The sequence below is a fragment of the Legionella sp. W10-070 genome, from assembly GCF_900640175.1.
GTDB lineage: Bacteria > Pseudomonadota > Gammaproteobacteria > Legionellales > Legionellaceae > Tatlockia.
The window spans coordinates 35,887-51,659 of record NZ_CAAAJC010000016.1; the positions used below are offsets into that span (position 1 = coordinate 35,887).

A 15,773-nucleotide genomic window follows, 5' to 3' on the forward strand; every position below is an offset into this window, starting at 1 on the left:
ATTGAGCAGATTAATGAAACAAGCATATCGATACATTAAACATTATTTTCGTAGTTTTCTGCTTCTGGAATTGTTATCCGGCTTGAGGCTAACTGGTAAATATTTTTTCAAAAAAAAGGTTACCGTACAGTTTCCGGAAGAAGCGACTCCGTTGTCACCGCGATTTCGTGGGATGTTGGCCTTAAGGCGTTATCCTAACGGGGAGGAGCGGTGTATCGCATGTAAGTTATGTGAAGCTGTCTGTCCCGCACTTGCAATTACGATTGAATCTGAACCCAGGGAAGATGGTTCTCGACGGACAACCCGCTATGATATTGACATGTTTAAATGTATCAATTGCGGGTTGTGCGAAGAGTCTTGCCCTGTTGATTCAATCGTTGTGACGCCCATCCATCATTATCATGTCAGTGAGCGGGGGCAAAATATCATGACCAAAGAAAAACTGCTTGCGGTAGGGGATTTGATGGAGAAAAAATTAGCCGCAGACAGAGAAGCCGATAAAAAATGGCGCTAACGAGGTGAAAGATGCACGAAATATTTTTACAGGTGGTTTTCTATATGTTCGCTGGATTGGCGCTGATATCAGCCTTGATGGTTATTACCCAAAATAACCCAGTGCGCTGTGTGCTCTTTCTTGTATTGACTTTCTTTGCTGCCGCAGGCCTGTGGATTATTGCGGAAGCAGAGTTTCTGGCGCTTATTTTAATTTTAGTGTATGTGGGCGCTGTAATGACCCTGTTTTTATTTGTGGTCATGATGCTTAACATTGATGTTGAATCGATGAAGGCTCATTTTGTCCGCTATTTACCGTTTGGCTTAATCCTGGTTGCATTATTGGTTGGATTATTATTGGTTGCGATTCCAGATAATATGTTCAATACCGCCGTGGAGCAATCAGTTAGCGCTCGACAAGCTCAGGTCATCGATGATGAAAATTACGTCGAGCCCTTAAAGCCACTCTCCAATACCGAAGAGATTGGCATGGTGCTGTATACAGATTATGTTTTTGCTTTTGAGATTGCTGCAGTCTTGCTTTTAGTGGCAATTATTGCGGCGATTACCTTGGCTCATCGTGGAGTGATTCGCTCTAAGCGTCAGGATATTGTCAAGCAGATTATGACGCGTGGGGAAGACAGAGTAAAACTCATTAACATGAAATCAGAGAAATAAACACTAGGGAAAACGAATGATACCAGTAAATAATTATCTGATATTGGCTGCGATTTTATTTGGTTTAAGCCTTGTAGGCATTATGCTTAATCGCAAAAATATTATCCTGTTGTTGGTTTGTATTGAATTAATGCTCTTGGCTGTAAATACCAACTTTATTGCTTTTTCTCATTTTTATGGTGGGGTGGCAGGCGAGGTTTTTGTGTTTTTTATATTAACCGTTGCTGCAGCAGAGGCAGCAATAGGCTTAGCTATTGTTATGTTGCTTTTCCGTAATCGAGGCAATATCGATGTTGACAAGATGAATCATTTAAAAGGTTAATAAAGTGAGTATACAACAACTGTGTCTTGTAATTGTTCTTGCACCTCTGGCAGGGTCAGTAGTTGCAGGCTTTTTTCGTAATCAGGTAGGGCGCTCAGGAGCTCATTCTGTAACTATCGCTGGTGTGGGCCTGTCGCTGATATTATCGCTTTATGTCGCCACTGTTATTCTTAGTGGTTCTGTCGAGCCGGTTAATAGCAACCTTTACACATGGGCAAGCGGTGGTGAGTTATTCCCTTATGTTTTTCACATTGGCTTTTTAATCGACCCACTGACAGTAGTCATGTTGGTTGTTGTAACGTTCGTCTCTTTTCTTGTTCATATTTACAGCATTGGCTACATGGAAGATGACGATGGCTACCAACGGTTTTTTAGCTATATTTCCCTGTTTACCTTTATGATGCTGATGCTGGTGACTGCCAATAATTTCCTGCAGTTGTTTTTCGGTTGGGAAGGCGTTGGCTTGGTTTCTTATTTACTAATCAGTTTTTGGTATCAAAAAGAGTCAGCCCTCCAGGGCGGCCTAAAGGCTTTTATCGTTAACCGTGTCGGTGATTTTGGCTTTGTTTTAGGCATTGGGATGGTTTTGGCTTATAGCGGAAGCCTTGATTACGAGACAGTATTCCAGGGTGCCAGTTCATTAGCCTCTCAATCGGTTGAGCTTTTTGCAGGTCATCACTGGTCATTAATTACCATAATCTGCCTGTTGCTCTTTGTCGGCGCAATGGGTAAGTCTGCCCAGGTGCCCTTGCATGTCTGGCTGCCTGAATCAATGGAAGGTCCGACGCCTATTTCGGCGCTGATCCATGCTGCCACAATGGTAACGGCAGGAGTATTTATGATTGCCCGGATTTCGCCACTGGTTGAACTGTCAACCACTACCCTTAGCGTTATCTTGGTTATTGGCGGTACTGGAGCGTTATTTACCGGGATTCTTGCCATAGTAATGAATGATATTAAACGAGTGGTGGCCTATTCAACCTTGTCTCAGCTTGGTTATATGATGGTTGCCATGGGTGCTTCGGCTTACAGTGCGGGGATATTCCATTTACTGACACATGCCTGCTTCAAAGCCTTGTTATTCCTTGCAGCCGGTTCGGTTATCATTGGGATGCACCATGAGCAGGATATGCGTAAAATGGGTGGATTATGGAATAAAATGCCGATTACCTACCTAACCTTTGTTATTGGTAGCTTGGCGCTGTGTGCAATTCCCCCTTTTGCAGGATTCTATTCAAAAGATACCATTATCGAAGCGGCAAAACTATCGGAAATTCCAGGTAGTGCCTATGCCTATTTTTGTGTTGCTGCTGGTGCAATGGTAACTGCCCTGTATACATTCAGGGCATTGTTTATGACCTTTCATGGTAAGCCAAGAATGGATGAGCATACGCTTTCACATGTCCAGGAATCACCTTGGGTTGTGTGGTTGCCTCTAGTTTTGTTGGCAATCCCATCGGTTGTTATTGGTTATATTTTATATATGCCAATATTGTTTGATGTACCCTCATTGCTGGGTAAGTCATTGTTTGTCCTTCCTGAACATAATGTTTTAGCCGAGTTAGGGAAAGAAATTACATCTCCATTACAGTCAGCTTTGCATGCAGTCAATTCAGTGACTTTCTGGCTTGCTATAGCGGGTGTGCTGATTGCCTGGATCTGCTATATTGCCCTGCCTACGATACCTGCTTTCTTTGCCCGGAACTTTTCCTGGGTTTATCGCATCCTTTTAAATAAATATGGGTTTGATACGTTTAATGACCATGTCATTGTTCGTGGTTCAAAAGCAATGGGACGCCTTTTTTATCAAACAGGAGATCAAAGGCTTATTGATGGAATGATTGTTAATGGGACTGGTCGTACGGTTAAATGGTTTGCGCAGAGAGGTCGTAATATTCAAAGTGGCTATTTATACCATTACGCAACGGTTATGATTCTTGGTCTTTTTGTTTTCTTATGCTGGTTGTTACTAGGCTGATTATAAGGTGAAGGTATGCATCATTTGCTGAATTTATTGATTTGGTTGCCCATCATCGGCGGTGTTTTTGTGTTCCTCACTGGCGATGATAACAACCCTAATGTATCGCGCTATTTATCGCTATTTACAGTGTTATTAACGTTAATCATGTGCATTCCTTTAATTGCCGGATTTGACCTCAACACCTATAGCATGCAATACATCGAGGAATTTCCCTGGATGCCGGCATTGGGGATAAATTACAGTCTTGGAATTGATGGTTTATCACTGTTACTTATTGTGTTGAGTGTATTTACCAATCTGATTGTAATACTGGCTACCTGGAACAGCATTCATAAGCGTGTGGCCCAGTACATGGCTGCTTTTCTAATCATGCAAGGCCTGCTTGTCGGTGTTTTCTCCGCCCTGGATGCGATAGTCTTTTACATTTTCTGGGAGGCAACGCTAATTCCAATGTACTTAATCATTGGTATCTGGGGATCAGACAATCGGGTTTACGCCGCGATCAAATTTTTCCTGTATACCTTTTTAGGTTCAGTACTCATGTTGGCTTCGTTCCTTTATATGGGCTACATTGTAGGCTCATTCAAGATTGAAGCCCTTTATGCTGTAAAACTGGGAATGACCGCGCAAACCTTAATTTTTATCGCATTTTTTCTTGGTTTCGCTATCAAAATTCCTATGTTTCCGGTCCATACCTGGTTGCCGGATGCACATACCGAAGCGCCAGCGGGTGGTTCAATAGTCCTGGCTGCCATCTTGTTGAAGCTTGGCGCTTACGGCTTTATCCGTTTTGCTCTGCCGATTGTCCCCGATGCATGCAGCAAGTATGCGATGGTTATGATCGCGTTGTCCTTAATAGCGGTGGTGTATGTGGGATTAGTGGCAATTATCCAGCAGGATATGAAACGCCTTATCGCTTATTCCTCTATTTCTCATATGGGATTTGTGACACTGGGGTGTTTTGCGATTTTTGCCATTGCCCGCCAATCCGGACTGCATAATGCAGGCTTGGTTCTAGAGGGGGCAATCATTGTGATGATTTCGCATGCTTTTGTTTCCAGTGCAATGTTTGCAGGGGTAGGCTATATCTACGATCGAATGCATACCCGGCAGATAAGGGATTTTGGCGGTATTGTCCATACGATGCCCATATTCGCCTCCTTTTTTATGTTATTTGCTATGGCAAATGCGGGCTTGCCTGGGACATCCGGTTTTGTAGGTGAATTTATGGTGATTTTAGGCAGTATAAAGGCAGGCTTCTGGATAGCATTCTGGGCAGCAAGCACCCTTATCATTGGTGCTGCTTATACCTTATGGATGTATAAGCGTGTTATTTTTGGTCCGGTAGCTAATGAAAAAGTAGCCGCTTTGCGTGATCTTTCCGGTTTTGAAATAAGCGCCTATGCCCTCCTGGCTTTTATGGTGGTAGGGATGGGTGTTTATCCAAAACCAGTGCTGGAGTATGTACATCATTCCGTAAGTCATACTTTGGCTCAGGCTGATAAATCAAAATTATAACTAGCAAGGTTAAACAAACATGACAGGATTACTTGAGAATCTACACATTGCTTTACCCGAAATAATTGTGCTGATTACGGCTTGTGTTGCCTTGCTGGCCGATCTTTTTCTACGTCAGCGCTGTTCTTCCATCGCATTCACTTGTTCAGCCATTGGTTTAGTGCTGGCTGGCCTGGTTAGTTTCCTTCTTCTTGGCAATTTCAAGATCACAATTCTGGGTGGATTGTTTATCAGTGATGATATTGCCCAGCTGATGAAATTATTCATCTGCCTGAGTGTGTTTCTTTGTTTCATCTACTCTAGAAATTATATTGAAGAGCGGCAAATACCCTCAGGGGATTATTATATCCTTGGCTTGTTTTCAACGCTGGGAATGATGGTTCTTGTTTCGGCGCATTCGTTGCTGACTATTTACCTTGGATTGGAACTGCTTTCCTTACCGCTTTATGCCATGACAGCAATTCAACGTAGCAATAGCAACGCAACTGAGGCGGCAATGAAATATTTTATAATGGGGGCGATTGCCTCTGGAATGCTGCTTTATGGCTTATCTTTACTGTATGGGGCGACAGGAAAACTGGATCTACTCGATATAGCAAATGCCATTGCGGCTAACTGGCAGCAGGAAAATACATTATTACTGTTTTCATTAGTATTTATCCTGGCAGGAGTTGGCTTTAAGCTGGCAGCATTTCCATTTCATATGTGGGCGCCGGATGTCTATCAAGGTGCCCCTACCTCCGTTACCTTATTAATCAGTTCTGCACCTAAAATTGCAGCGCTTGGTATGGCTTTGCGTTTATTAACCCTCGGGTTAGCGGATGTTTGGTTACAGTGGCAACAAATTTTAATTGTTATGGCTTTGCTGTCAACCGCTGTTGGTAATTTACTTGCTATTGCCCAGTCTAATATAAAGCGACTGCTGGCTTATTCTGCCATTTCGCATATAGGTTATGCTTTGTTTGGCATAGTGGCGGGCAACTCAGCTGGTTATGCCGCTTCGCTCTATTATATCTTAGTTTACTCACTGATGACGGTCGCAGCATTCGGCCTTCTTGTTCTTTTATCGCATAAAGGGGTTGAGGTAGAGCTTATAGATGATCTGAAGGGACTAAACAAAAGAAATCCCTGGATTGCCTTTATGATGCTGATAGTTATGTTCTCAATGGCGGGTGTGCCTCCTACCGTTGGATTCTTTACAAAACTGCTGGTATTGAAAGCACTGGTCGATGTTCATTTAACCTGGCTTGCTGTGCTTGGTTTGATTTTTGCTGTGGTGGGTGCTTACTATTATGTCCGCATTGTTAAGGTGATGTATTTTGATGAAGCAAAGGACGATATGCCAGTGCGGTTTTCAATACCGATGAACATGATTTTTTCTGTTAATTGCCTTTCCTTGCTTTATCTGGGAATATTCCCTTCGGCATTGATTACTGCCTGTATGAATGCATTTAGCGGATAGAGTTTAAATACTCTGCGCAAATGGAGGATTAAGATATTAGAAGTGAGCTATTGTCTCCTGCAGACTTAACTGCAGGATTCCACCAGTTTAACCCGCTGCTGTATTTAAATTGTGATTTAGTAAGCATTTACAGGCAATTGAATAAAAAAATGATAAAAAACTTGATTAATAAAAGAAGGCTAAGTATAATTGCCTTCAGTTGATGCGGGGTGGAGCAGCCTGGTAGCTCGTCGGGCTCATAACCCGAAGGTCGTAGGTTCAAATCCTGCCCCCGCTACCACTATTCTAAACCCCATTTTTGGGGTTTTTTATTATGTTTAAAAAGATAATTGCGATTGCCATCAGCAGGGTAATATTACCCAAATGAGATCACTATTTTCTCTTAAAGTTAATTGATACTTGTCAGGCCGTAGATGCTGCAAGTGTTCAATAAGACCTGACAGCCGTTCCTCTTATCAGGAATGCGTGTTCTTTACGAGAGAGGATAAGAGCTGCTGCAGGTTTGTCAGATGAGGGCATCATTTCAAAATACCTGTTCTAAACAGGTGGCCTAGGTAGCATATGATAAAAAGTGAAATTGAAGAATTATTAAAACCTCTGGTTGAGGATTTAGGGTACGAGCTTTGGGGGTGTGAATATTTAGCACAGGGGAAGCATTCCTTGCTTCGTCTTTACATTGATAAAGATGGTGGTATCGGGCTTGAAGATTGTGAGCGGGTAAGCAGGCAAGTCAGTGCACTTTTAGACGTCGAAGATCCTATTACAGGGAATTACAGCCTGGAAATTTCCTCTCCGGGTATTCCTCGTCCTCTTTTCAGTAAAGAGCATTACCGGCGTTATACAGGGCATAGTGTTCAACTTAAGTTATTTAAACCAATAAGTGGCAGCCGTAAATTATCTGGTATTATTGTGTCTGTTAATGAGGATAGTTTGGTATTGAAAGTTGGCGATGAGCAACTGGACATACAATTAAACCAAATAGTGAAGGCAAACTTGACAGCGAGTGAGGCGAACAATGAGTAAAGAATTGTTATTAGTTGCTGAGGCATTATCTAATGAAAAAGGTATAAGTAAGGAAGTGGTATTGGAAGCCATTCAGTCAGCACTTGAATCTGCCACTCGTAAACTTACGAATAAGGATATCGGCGTAAGGGTTAAATTGGATCCCAGAACTGGTGAATATGAAACTTTTCGATATTGGGATGTTGTGGCTGAAGAGGATTTGGAATTTCCAGAAAGCCAAATAACATTGGAACAGGCCAGGGAGCGTTCTCCTTCAATAGCCATCGGCGATCGTATTGAAGAACCCATGGCTTCTATCGAGTTCGGTAGAATTGCTACCCAGACTGCCCGTCAGGTTATCGTGCAGAAGGTTCGTGAAGCAGAGCGACGACAGATTGTGGATCAGTTTAAAGCCAAGCTGGGGCAACTAATTTATGGTGTTGTCAAGAAAGTAACACGGGATAATGTAATCATTGATCTGGGCGGTAAAGCAGAAGCCTTTATGCCTCGTAGTGAGATGCTGCCTAATGAAATGTTCAGGCCTAATGATAGGGTTCGAGCATACCTCTATGATATTGTTTCCCAGGCACGCGGGCCTCAATTGTTTGTTAGCAGAGTCCATAATGAAATGCTTACCGAACTGTTTCGTATTGAAGTGCCGGAGATTGGTGAAAATATTATTGAAATTAAGGCTGCAGCACGTGAGCCAGGAAGCCGTGCTAAAATTGCAGTAAAAACAAATGATGGGCGGATTGATCCAGTTGGCGCCTGTGTAGGGATGCGGGGATCCAGGGTTCAGGCTGTTTCCAGTGAGCTTGGCGGTGAGCGTGTTGATATTATCCTCTGGGACGATAATCCCGCACAGCTGGTAATCAACGCTATGGCACCGGCGGATATTACTTCTATTGTCGTTGATGAAGACAGCCATACCATGGATCTGGCCGTACAGAAGGAACAATTATCGCAGGCAATCGGACGTAATGGTCAAAACGTCAGACTGGCCAGCCAATTGACTGGATGGACATTAAATGTCATGACGGTTGAGGAATTTAATAGCAAGAGTGAAGAAGAAACCAATAAGATAGCGAATCTCTTTATCTCGGCATTGGAAATTGATGTGGAAATAGCCAATCTTCTGGTAGCCAACGGCTTTTCTTCGTTGGAAGAAATTGCCTATGTGCCAAAGGAAGAGTTATTAGCCATCGAAGAGTTTGATGAAGAAATTGTTGATGAATTGAGAAACCGTGCTAATGATATCCTCTTAACTCAAGCATTAGCTTCAGGAGAAGGGACCCCAGCAAGCCCTGATGAATCATTGTTGAACATGGAAGGTATGACGGACACCATGGCAACTCGTTTGGCTGCGAAAGGGGTTAGTACGATGGAGCAGTTGGCAGAGCAGTCGGTCGATGAATTACTTGACATAGAAGGTATGACCGAAGAGAAAGCTGCTGAACTTATTATGAGGGCTCGTGAACCATGGTTCCAGTAAGTAAGATAAAAATTCTCATTGATCATTGGCAATAAATAATTTCTGTCAGTTCCTGGTGAATTTGTTTCTCCGGGTAAAGTTATACTGGCTGGTTGTAAGAGTAGGTTTTAGACCTGCTGATTATTGGATATCAAAAAGCACCAAAAATGCAATTTGATTAAGCACTTATTATAAGCTAAGCAGCATTAGAATGAAGGCAGTTTGCTTTAGGATTGCCGAAAGGGGGTAAATTATGGCGGATGTGACGGTTAAACAATTGGCTCAAGTCGTTGGTATCCCTGCTAAACGCCTATTGGATCAGTTACAGGAAGCAGGATTAGCCTTCACTGATGACAGTCAGACGGTTAATGAAGAGCAAAAACGAATCTTGTTGAATTATCGAGAGAGCCGCGTAGCACCTGAGCGGATAACGCTTAAACGTAAAAGTTTTACACAGGTTACGGTAGGGCATGATGTTCATAGTGGTAAAACTGTGAATATCGAAGTACGTAAGAAAAGAACTTATGTAAAGCGGAGTAGTTTGCTTGAACAGCAAAACCCGCCTGAGATTGAAGTTGAGAATGACGAGGTATTGGCAGCAGAGATACCTGTGGAAGAAACGAAGACAGTGGAAACAACATTACCCGAAAATGCAGCGCCTGCTGAAGAAGCACAAATTGCCGCGCCGGTGACTGAAGAACCAGAGCAAATTATGGAAACAGTTGCTGAAGCAACAGAAGTATCAAATCAAACCACTGAATCGGAAGCAAAACCTGATGTGGCGGTTGAGATGCCTAATGAGCCTACTGTCTCAGAGGTAGAAGAGCGGGCTGAGAAAGCGAGTAAGAAAAAGCATCAGGAAAAAGTTGCTGATGCAGATTCAGATTTTAAACGGAATAAAAAACGCGGTAAGTACCAGGCTCCAGAGCAAGAAGATGACGAGCAGCTGTTGATTCGCCACAAGCGAAGCAAGCCTAAGAAGCGTAGAGGCAATGAGAAATCCGAAAAATACAGAGAAGCGGAAGAGGCACTGACCCATGGTTTTGCGATGCCAACAGCACCAGTAATCCGTGAAGTGTTAATCCCTGAAACAATTACCGTGGCTGATCTTGCGAAAAGAATGTCAGTAAAAGCGGCTGAAGTGATTAAGGTCATGATGGGATTTGGTGCCATGGCTACAATTAACCAGGTTATCGATCAGGATACGGCGGTTATTGTTGTTGAGGAAATGGGACATAAACCACAGTTACTGAAAGAAAACGCGATTGAAGATACGCTGGGTGAGGTCATTAGCAAGGGGAGCCATACTGAATCCCGTGCTCCGGTAGTAACTATTATGGGTCATGTTGACCATGGTAAAACCTCGTTATTAGACTACATCAGACGCACCAAAGTGGCTGCGGGTGAGGCCGGCGGCATTACACAACACATTGGTGCATACCATGTGAGTACAGAAAAGGGAGAGATTACTTTTCTGGATACCCCAGGCCATGCTGCGTTTACTGCAATGCGTGCCAGGGGAGCACAAGCAACGGATATCGTTATTCTGATTGTAGCGGCTGATGATGGTGTTAAACCTCAGACGATTGAGGCGGTGCAACATGCTAAAGCCGCCAACGTACCTGTTATTGTCGCTGTCAATAAAATGGATAAACCGGATGCCGATCCGGATCGCGTCATGAATGAGTTGTCTTCTTATGAGGTGATTCCTGAATCATGGGGCGGTGATACCATGTTTGTTAGTATTTCAGCTAAAACCGGGCTTGGTATTGATGAATTACTGGATGCTGTTTTACTGCAAGCTGAGGTATTGGAGTTAACTGCTCCTACTGATGGCGCTGCCAAGGGTGTTGTTATTGAATCTCGTCTTGATAAAGGACGTGGACCAGTGGCTACAGTTCTGGTTCAAAGCGGCACTCTGAGGAAGGGGGATATCTTGCTTGCTGGGTTACAGTATGGACGTGTTCGTGCGTTAGTAAGTGATAGTGGCACGCAGGTTGATCAGGCCGGTCCTTCAATACCGGTCGAGGTTTTAGGTTTATCGGCCATTCCACATGCCGGCGATGAAGCGATTGTTGTTCCAGATGAGAAAAAAGCCCGTGAAGTCGCCCTGTTCCGTCAAGGAAAATTCCGCGATGTAAAATTGGCAAGGCGGCAAAAATCTTCTTTGGAAGGCATTTTTGAAAATATGGCCTCTGCCGAAGTCAAAATACTGAATGTGGTTCTGAAAGCCGATGTTCAAGGTTCTGTAGAAGCTATTGCCGATGCATTGGTTAAGCTGTCAACTGATGAGGTGAAAGTTGAGATTATTGCCAGCGGTGTAGGCGGTATCACTGAATCGGATGTTCATTTGGCGATTGCCTCGAATGCAATTCTAATTGGTTTTAATGTCCGGGCTGACGGTGGTGCGAAGCGTCTGGCTGAACAGGAAGCAGTCTCCCTGCATTACTATAGTGTTATTTATGATATTGTCGATCAGGTAAAAAATGCCTTGACAGGCATGCTTGCTCCTCAATTTAAAGAAGAAATTATTGGCATAGCAGAAGTAAGGGACGTTTTCCGTTCGCCAAAACTGGGAGCAATTGCTGGTTGTATGGTGACCGAAGGCTCTGTCAAACGTAATAATCCTATTCGTGTTCTCAGAAACAACGTAGTGATTTATGAGGGAACACTGGAGTCATTAAGACGATTCAAAGAAGATGTTGTTGAAGTTCGTCAAGGATTTGAATGCGGAATTGGTGTGAAAAACTATAATGATGTTAAATCAGGTGATTTAATTGAAGTTTTTGAAACGATTGAAGTAAAACGGGATTTATGAGTAACGAGTTTAAACGAACCGACCGCGTTGCTGAAATGATGCAGCGCAAGTTGTCGCAATTAATTCATCAGGAAGTCAAAGATCCGCGATTGCCGGCTTTCGTCACGATTTCCTCAGTGAAGGTATCTGCTGATCTGGGGCATGCTAAAGTCTATTTTACTGTTTTTAATGGTGACAAGAAGCTGGCTGCAGCGATTCTGAATGCGGCAGCCAGTTTCTTGCGTACGGCACTTGCGCGCTCGGTGAAACTGCGTACTGTGCCTCAGCTTCATTTTGTTTATGATGAATCGATAGAATATGGTAGAAAGTTGAGCCGGTTGATTGATGAGGTTAATCCGCCGGATGATGATAATGAGCAAAATTGATTGTAACCAGTTTATAAATGGTATCTTACTGGTTAACAAGTCTCAGGGTGTATCCTCCAATGCTGTCTTGCAGCGCGCAAAAAGGTTGTACCAGGCAAAGAAGGCTGGCCATACAGGTAGCCTTGATCCACTGGCAACAGGCATGTTGCCAATTTGCTTTGGTGAAGCGACAAAATTTTGTCAATATCTTTTAGATGCTGATAAGGCTTATCAGGCAACAGGTTTATTGGGCATTAAAACCAGTACTGCCGATGCGTTGGGCGAGATAATTGAAGAGCAGGAAAATGTGGTTGTCTCCGAATCACAATTGCGTGCCGCCATGGTGTCTTTCAGAGGCAATATCAAACAAATCCCTTCTATGTTCTCAGCGTTAAAACATAAAGGTCTCCCACTTTACAAGTATGCAAGGGAGGGGGTGAATATTGAAAGGAATGCCCGAGATATTATTATCCATCAACTGGAGCTGACTGCTTTTGATGGTCATTCGTTTACTATTGACGTGCGATGCAGTAAAGGGACTTATATCCGCAATCTGGTTGAGGATATTGGCGATTATCTGGGGGTGGGCGCCCATGTTACCAGGCTCCACCGCTCATATACTGCCGGCTTTGATTATGAAAAAATGTATACTCTTGATGAGCTTGAGAATACAGAGCCGCAACAATTATTGTCTTGTCTTCTGCCGATAGAGTCGGCAGTAAAGCATTTACCGGTGCTCACATTAGATGACACGCAGGTATTGGCATTGCGTCAGGGCAGAAGCGTTAAGGATGAACGGTTTGCGAATGTTGCCGGTTGTGTACGCCTTCATAATGAAGCGGCTCAATTTATCGGTTTGGGAGAGTTACAACCATTGAATACACTTGTAGTAAAGCGTTTGTTGACAGAGCAAGCAGCCGGAATTATGTTATAAGCTGCTAAAATGAAGCGCTATCAACAGTGCTCTCTTAATAAAGGACGCTTACCGCGATTGGATGCACAAATTATTAACTTTAATGCTTGTTTCTGTAATCGTGACTTGGTAGAATGCATCCTTTTGAAAGAACACTTAGCTATCTCTAGGAGTGAATATGTCGCTAACAAGCGCACAAAAAGCAGAAATTGTTAATGAATTTAAAAGAGCTGATCAAGACACCGGGTCTCCTGAAGTACAGGTTTCGTTGATGACCGGGCGTATTAAGTATCTGACTGAGCATTTTAAAGCCCATAAAAAAGACTTCCATTCCCGACGTGGTTTACAGGCGTTGGTTAATAAGCGTCGTAAATTGCTTAAATATTTGAAAGAAAACGATCAAGCCCGTTATCAGACTCTAATCCAAAAGCTGGGTCTGCGGGATTCATATTGATAGTTGGAATTATTTCAATGAGGCTAAATTCCTCAACATTATAGTCAATCTAAAAAGGGCGCAGTTTTCTGCGCCTTTTTTTTCACTATTACAATTTAGGGGGTAACTTACGTGGCTAAAATCACAAAAGAAATACGATTTGGTGAGCATAACCTGGTATTGGAAACAGGGGAAATAGCAAGGCAGGCAGATGGTGCTGTTTTTGCAAATATGGGTGGAACCCAGGTATTGGTGACTGTCGTTGGCAAAAAAGAAGAAGGTGGCAGTAAGGGATTTTTCCCCTTAACTGTAAACTATCAGGAAAAGTCTTTTGCTGCAGGCAAAATTCCTGGTGGCTTTAACAAGCGGGAAGGACGTCCAAGTGAACATGAAACCTTGGTTTCCCGATTAATGGACCGCCCGATAAGACCGTTGTTCCCCGAGGGTTTTTACAATGAAGTGCAAATTATTGCGACTGTTATGTCACTTAATCCGGAAGTGCCTGCAGACATCGTAGCAATGATTGCTGCCTCTGCCGCGCTGACAATTTCCGGTATTCCTTTCCAGGGTCCAATTGGAGCAGCGCGAGTCGGTTATAAAGACGGTATTTACCTCCTTAATCCTGGTTATAAGGCAATCGCTGAATCTGAGCTTGACCTGGTGGTTGCAGGAACTTCAGATGCCATCCTGATGGTAGAGTCCGAAGCACGTGAATTAAGTGAAGAAATCATGCTTGGTGCTGTATTGTTTGGCCATGAAATGATGAAAGGAGTAATCAAAGCTATTGCTGAGATGGCAGAAGAAGCAGGTAAACCGGCCTGGGATTGGGTGCCTTCTCCAGTGGATGAAACCTTGGAGTCTCGTATTGCGGCGTTAGCAGCAGAGCAGATTCAGGAAGCTTATTTAATCAAGGATAAGCCTCAGCGTCGCCAGCGTTTGGCTGAAGTCAGGCAACAGATTACTGAAACATTGTCCGGCGAACAGGAAGAACTTAATATTGATGCTGTATCTGATATGTTGAGTGCATTGGAAAAAAGTATCGTCCGTAATCGTATACTTGATGGCGAGCCACGCATTGACGGGCGCGATCAAAAAACAGTACGTCCGATTGCTGTCCGTACCAAATTCCTGGAAAGAACGCATGGCTCTGCTTTGTTTACCCGAGGGGAAACCCAGGCGATTGTTGTAGCAACGTTGGGTAATGAGCGAGATGCGCAAATACTTGATCAGTTGACTGGTGAAAGCAAAGACCGATTTATGCTGCACTACAATTTCCCTCCTTACTCTGTAGGAGAGACTGGCATGGTGGGCAGTCCTAAACGCCGTGAAATTGGCCATGGCCGCCTGGCAAAACGCGCCATGATGGCAGTATTACCTTCAGCCAGTGAATTTCCTTATGTCTTGCGGATAGTATCCGAAGTTACTGAGTCAAATGGTTCCAGCTCGATGGCTACCGTATGTGGTACCAGTCTGGCGTTAATGGACGCCGGTGTGCCGCTTAAGGCACCTGTGGCGGGTGTTGCGATGGGACTTATCAAGGAAGGCGAACGTTTTGCCGTTTTGACAGATATTCTGGGTGATGAGGATCATCTGGGTGATATGGACTTCAAAGTTGCAGGAACGGAGAAAGGGATTACCGCTTTGCAGATGGATATTAAAATTACGGGAATCACCAAAGAAATCATGTCACAGGCATTGGCTCAAGCCCTGGCTGGACGGATGCATATTCTTGGGGTCATGAATAGTGCATTATCCGAGCATCGTGAAGAGTTATCCCAACATGCTCCACGGATTACGACGATGAAGGTTGCTGAAGACAAAATTCGCACCATTATTGGGAAAGGAGGTGCCACGATAAAAGGCCTTATTGAAAGTACTGGCGTATCCATTGATATAGATGACACTGGGGTTGTGCAGTTATTCTCTCCTGATGCTGTTGCCCTGGAGGATGCGCAACGTCAAATAAAAGCGTTAATTGCTGAAGTTGAAGTCGGGCAAACTTATAAAGGAAAAGTAAGCAAAATCGTTGATTTCGGCGCCTTTATCAATCTCTTGCCTGGTAAAGACGGGCTTTTGCACATTTCTCAGATATGCAGTAGCCGCTCAGGAAAGGTTGAAGAGGTCTTAAGTGAAGGGCAGGAAATTGAAGTGTTTGTTGCCGGTGTAGATAAGCAAGGACGTGTTAAGCTGGAATGGAAGGACAAACCACAGGCAGCTGTACCTGAGGAGCCAGCAGAAGAAAAAGCAGGGGCTGAATTGGCGCCGGAAATAGCCGATCAGGACCAGCAAGCTTCTGAAGAATAGAGGCATTTGTCTGATACCCGGTTCTCTGAATGCCA

The 15,773-nt window shown here is 43.7% G+C and carries 13 protein-coding genes and 1 tRNA gene; all 14 read left to right on the plus strand.

All coding sequences use genetic code 11. The features are described from left to right. Positions 1-13: 13 nt before the first annotated feature. The 14 genes from nuoI (at position 14) to pnp (ending at position 15,738) form a co-directional block, all read left to right on the plus strand. The gene (gene nuoI / locus E1O65_RS08325) at positions 14-514 is read left to right on the plus strand and encodes an NADH-quinone oxidoreductase subunit NuoI (RefSeq protein WP_133133142.1); all 501 of its coding nucleotides are present in this window, start codon (positions 14-16) and stop codon (positions 512-514) included. Positions 515-525: 11 nt separating this feature from the next. Further along, positions 526-1,170 carry an NADH-quinone oxidoreductase subunit J gene (locus tag E1O65_RS08330; protein WP_133133143.1) on the plus strand — a complete coding sequence of 215 codons (645 nt, stop codon included), beginning with the start codon at positions 526-528 and terminating at the stop codon, positions 1,168-1,170. Between the two features lie 16 nt (positions 1,171-1,186). Beyond that, complete coding sequence (gene nuoK, locus E1O65_RS08335; RefSeq protein ID WP_133133144.1) at positions 1,187-1,492, plus strand: NADH-quinone oxidoreductase subunit NuoK; 306 nt, start codon at positions 1,187-1,189, stop codon at positions 1,490-1,492. 4 nt (positions 1,493-1,496) lie between these two features. Further along, positions 1,497-3,470 (plus strand): NADH-quinone oxidoreductase subunit L, encoded by a 1,974-nt coding sequence (gene nuoL / locus E1O65_RS08340; protein ID WP_133133145.1) that lies wholly within the window; start codon positions 1,497-1,499, stop codon positions 3,468-3,470. Between the two features lie 15 nt (positions 3,471-3,485). Continuing rightward, positions 3,486-4,991 (plus strand): NADH-quinone oxidoreductase subunit M, encoded by a 1,506-nt coding sequence (locus E1O65_RS08345; protein ID WP_133133146.1) that lies wholly within the window; start codon positions 3,486-3,488, stop codon positions 4,989-4,991. Between the two features lie 19 nt (positions 4,992-5,010). Then, positions 5,011-6,453 carry an NADH-quinone oxidoreductase subunit NuoN gene (gene nuoN, locus E1O65_RS08350; RefSeq protein ID WP_133133147.1) on the plus strand — a complete coding sequence of 481 codons (1,443 nt, stop codon included), beginning with the start codon at positions 5,011-5,013 and terminating at the stop codon, positions 6,451-6,453. A gap of 203 nt (positions 6,454-6,656) precedes the next feature. Further along, a tRNA-Met gene (locus E1O65_RS08355) sits at positions 6,657-6,733 on the plus strand. Positions 6,734-7,014: 281 nt separating this feature from the next. After that, positions 7,015-7,476, plus strand: coding sequence for a ribosome maturation factor RimP (rimP, locus tag E1O65_RS08360; RefSeq protein WP_133133148.1), 462 nt, complete (start codon positions 7,015-7,017; stop codon positions 7,474-7,476). Then, on the plus strand, positions 7,469-8,947 hold the full coding sequence (gene nusA, locus E1O65_RS08365; RefSeq protein ID WP_133133149.1) for a transcription termination factor NusA: 1,479 nt from the start codon (positions 7,469-7,471) through the stop codon (positions 8,945-8,947). Before rimP ends, nusA begins: the two co-directional genes overlap by 8 nt. A gap of 232 nt (positions 8,948-9,179) precedes the next feature. Then, positions 9,180-11,744, plus strand: a complete 2,565-nt coding sequence (gene infB / locus E1O65_RS08370; protein WP_133133150.1) for a translation initiation factor IF-2 — start codon at positions 9,180-9,182, stop codon at positions 11,742-11,744. Beyond that, a complete protein-coding gene (gene rbfA / locus E1O65_RS08375) occupies positions 11,741-12,109 on the plus strand; it encodes a 30S ribosome-binding factor RbfA (protein WP_133133151.1) in 369 nt (122 codons plus the stop codon). The genes infB and rbfA overlap by 4 nt, the downstream gene beginning before the upstream one ends. Continuing rightward, on the plus strand, positions 12,096-13,022 hold the full coding sequence (gene truB, locus E1O65_RS08380) for a tRNA pseudouridine(55) synthase TruB (protein WP_133133152.1): 927 nt from the start codon (positions 12,096-12,098) through the stop codon (positions 13,020-13,022). Before rbfA ends, truB begins: the two co-directional genes overlap by 14 nt. 157 nt (positions 13,023-13,179) lie before the next feature. Then, positions 13,180-13,455, plus strand: a complete 276-nt coding sequence (gene rpsO, locus E1O65_RS08385) for a 30S ribosomal protein S15 (protein WP_133133153.1) — start codon at positions 13,180-13,182, stop codon at positions 13,453-13,455. A gap of 111 nt (positions 13,456-13,566) precedes the next feature. After that, entirely contained in the window at positions 13,567-15,738 is a 2,172-nt protein-coding gene (pnp, locus tag E1O65_RS08390; protein ID WP_133133154.1) for a polyribonucleotide nucleotidyltransferase, read from the plus strand. The last annotated feature ends 35 nt before the right edge of the window (positions 15,739-15,773 follow it).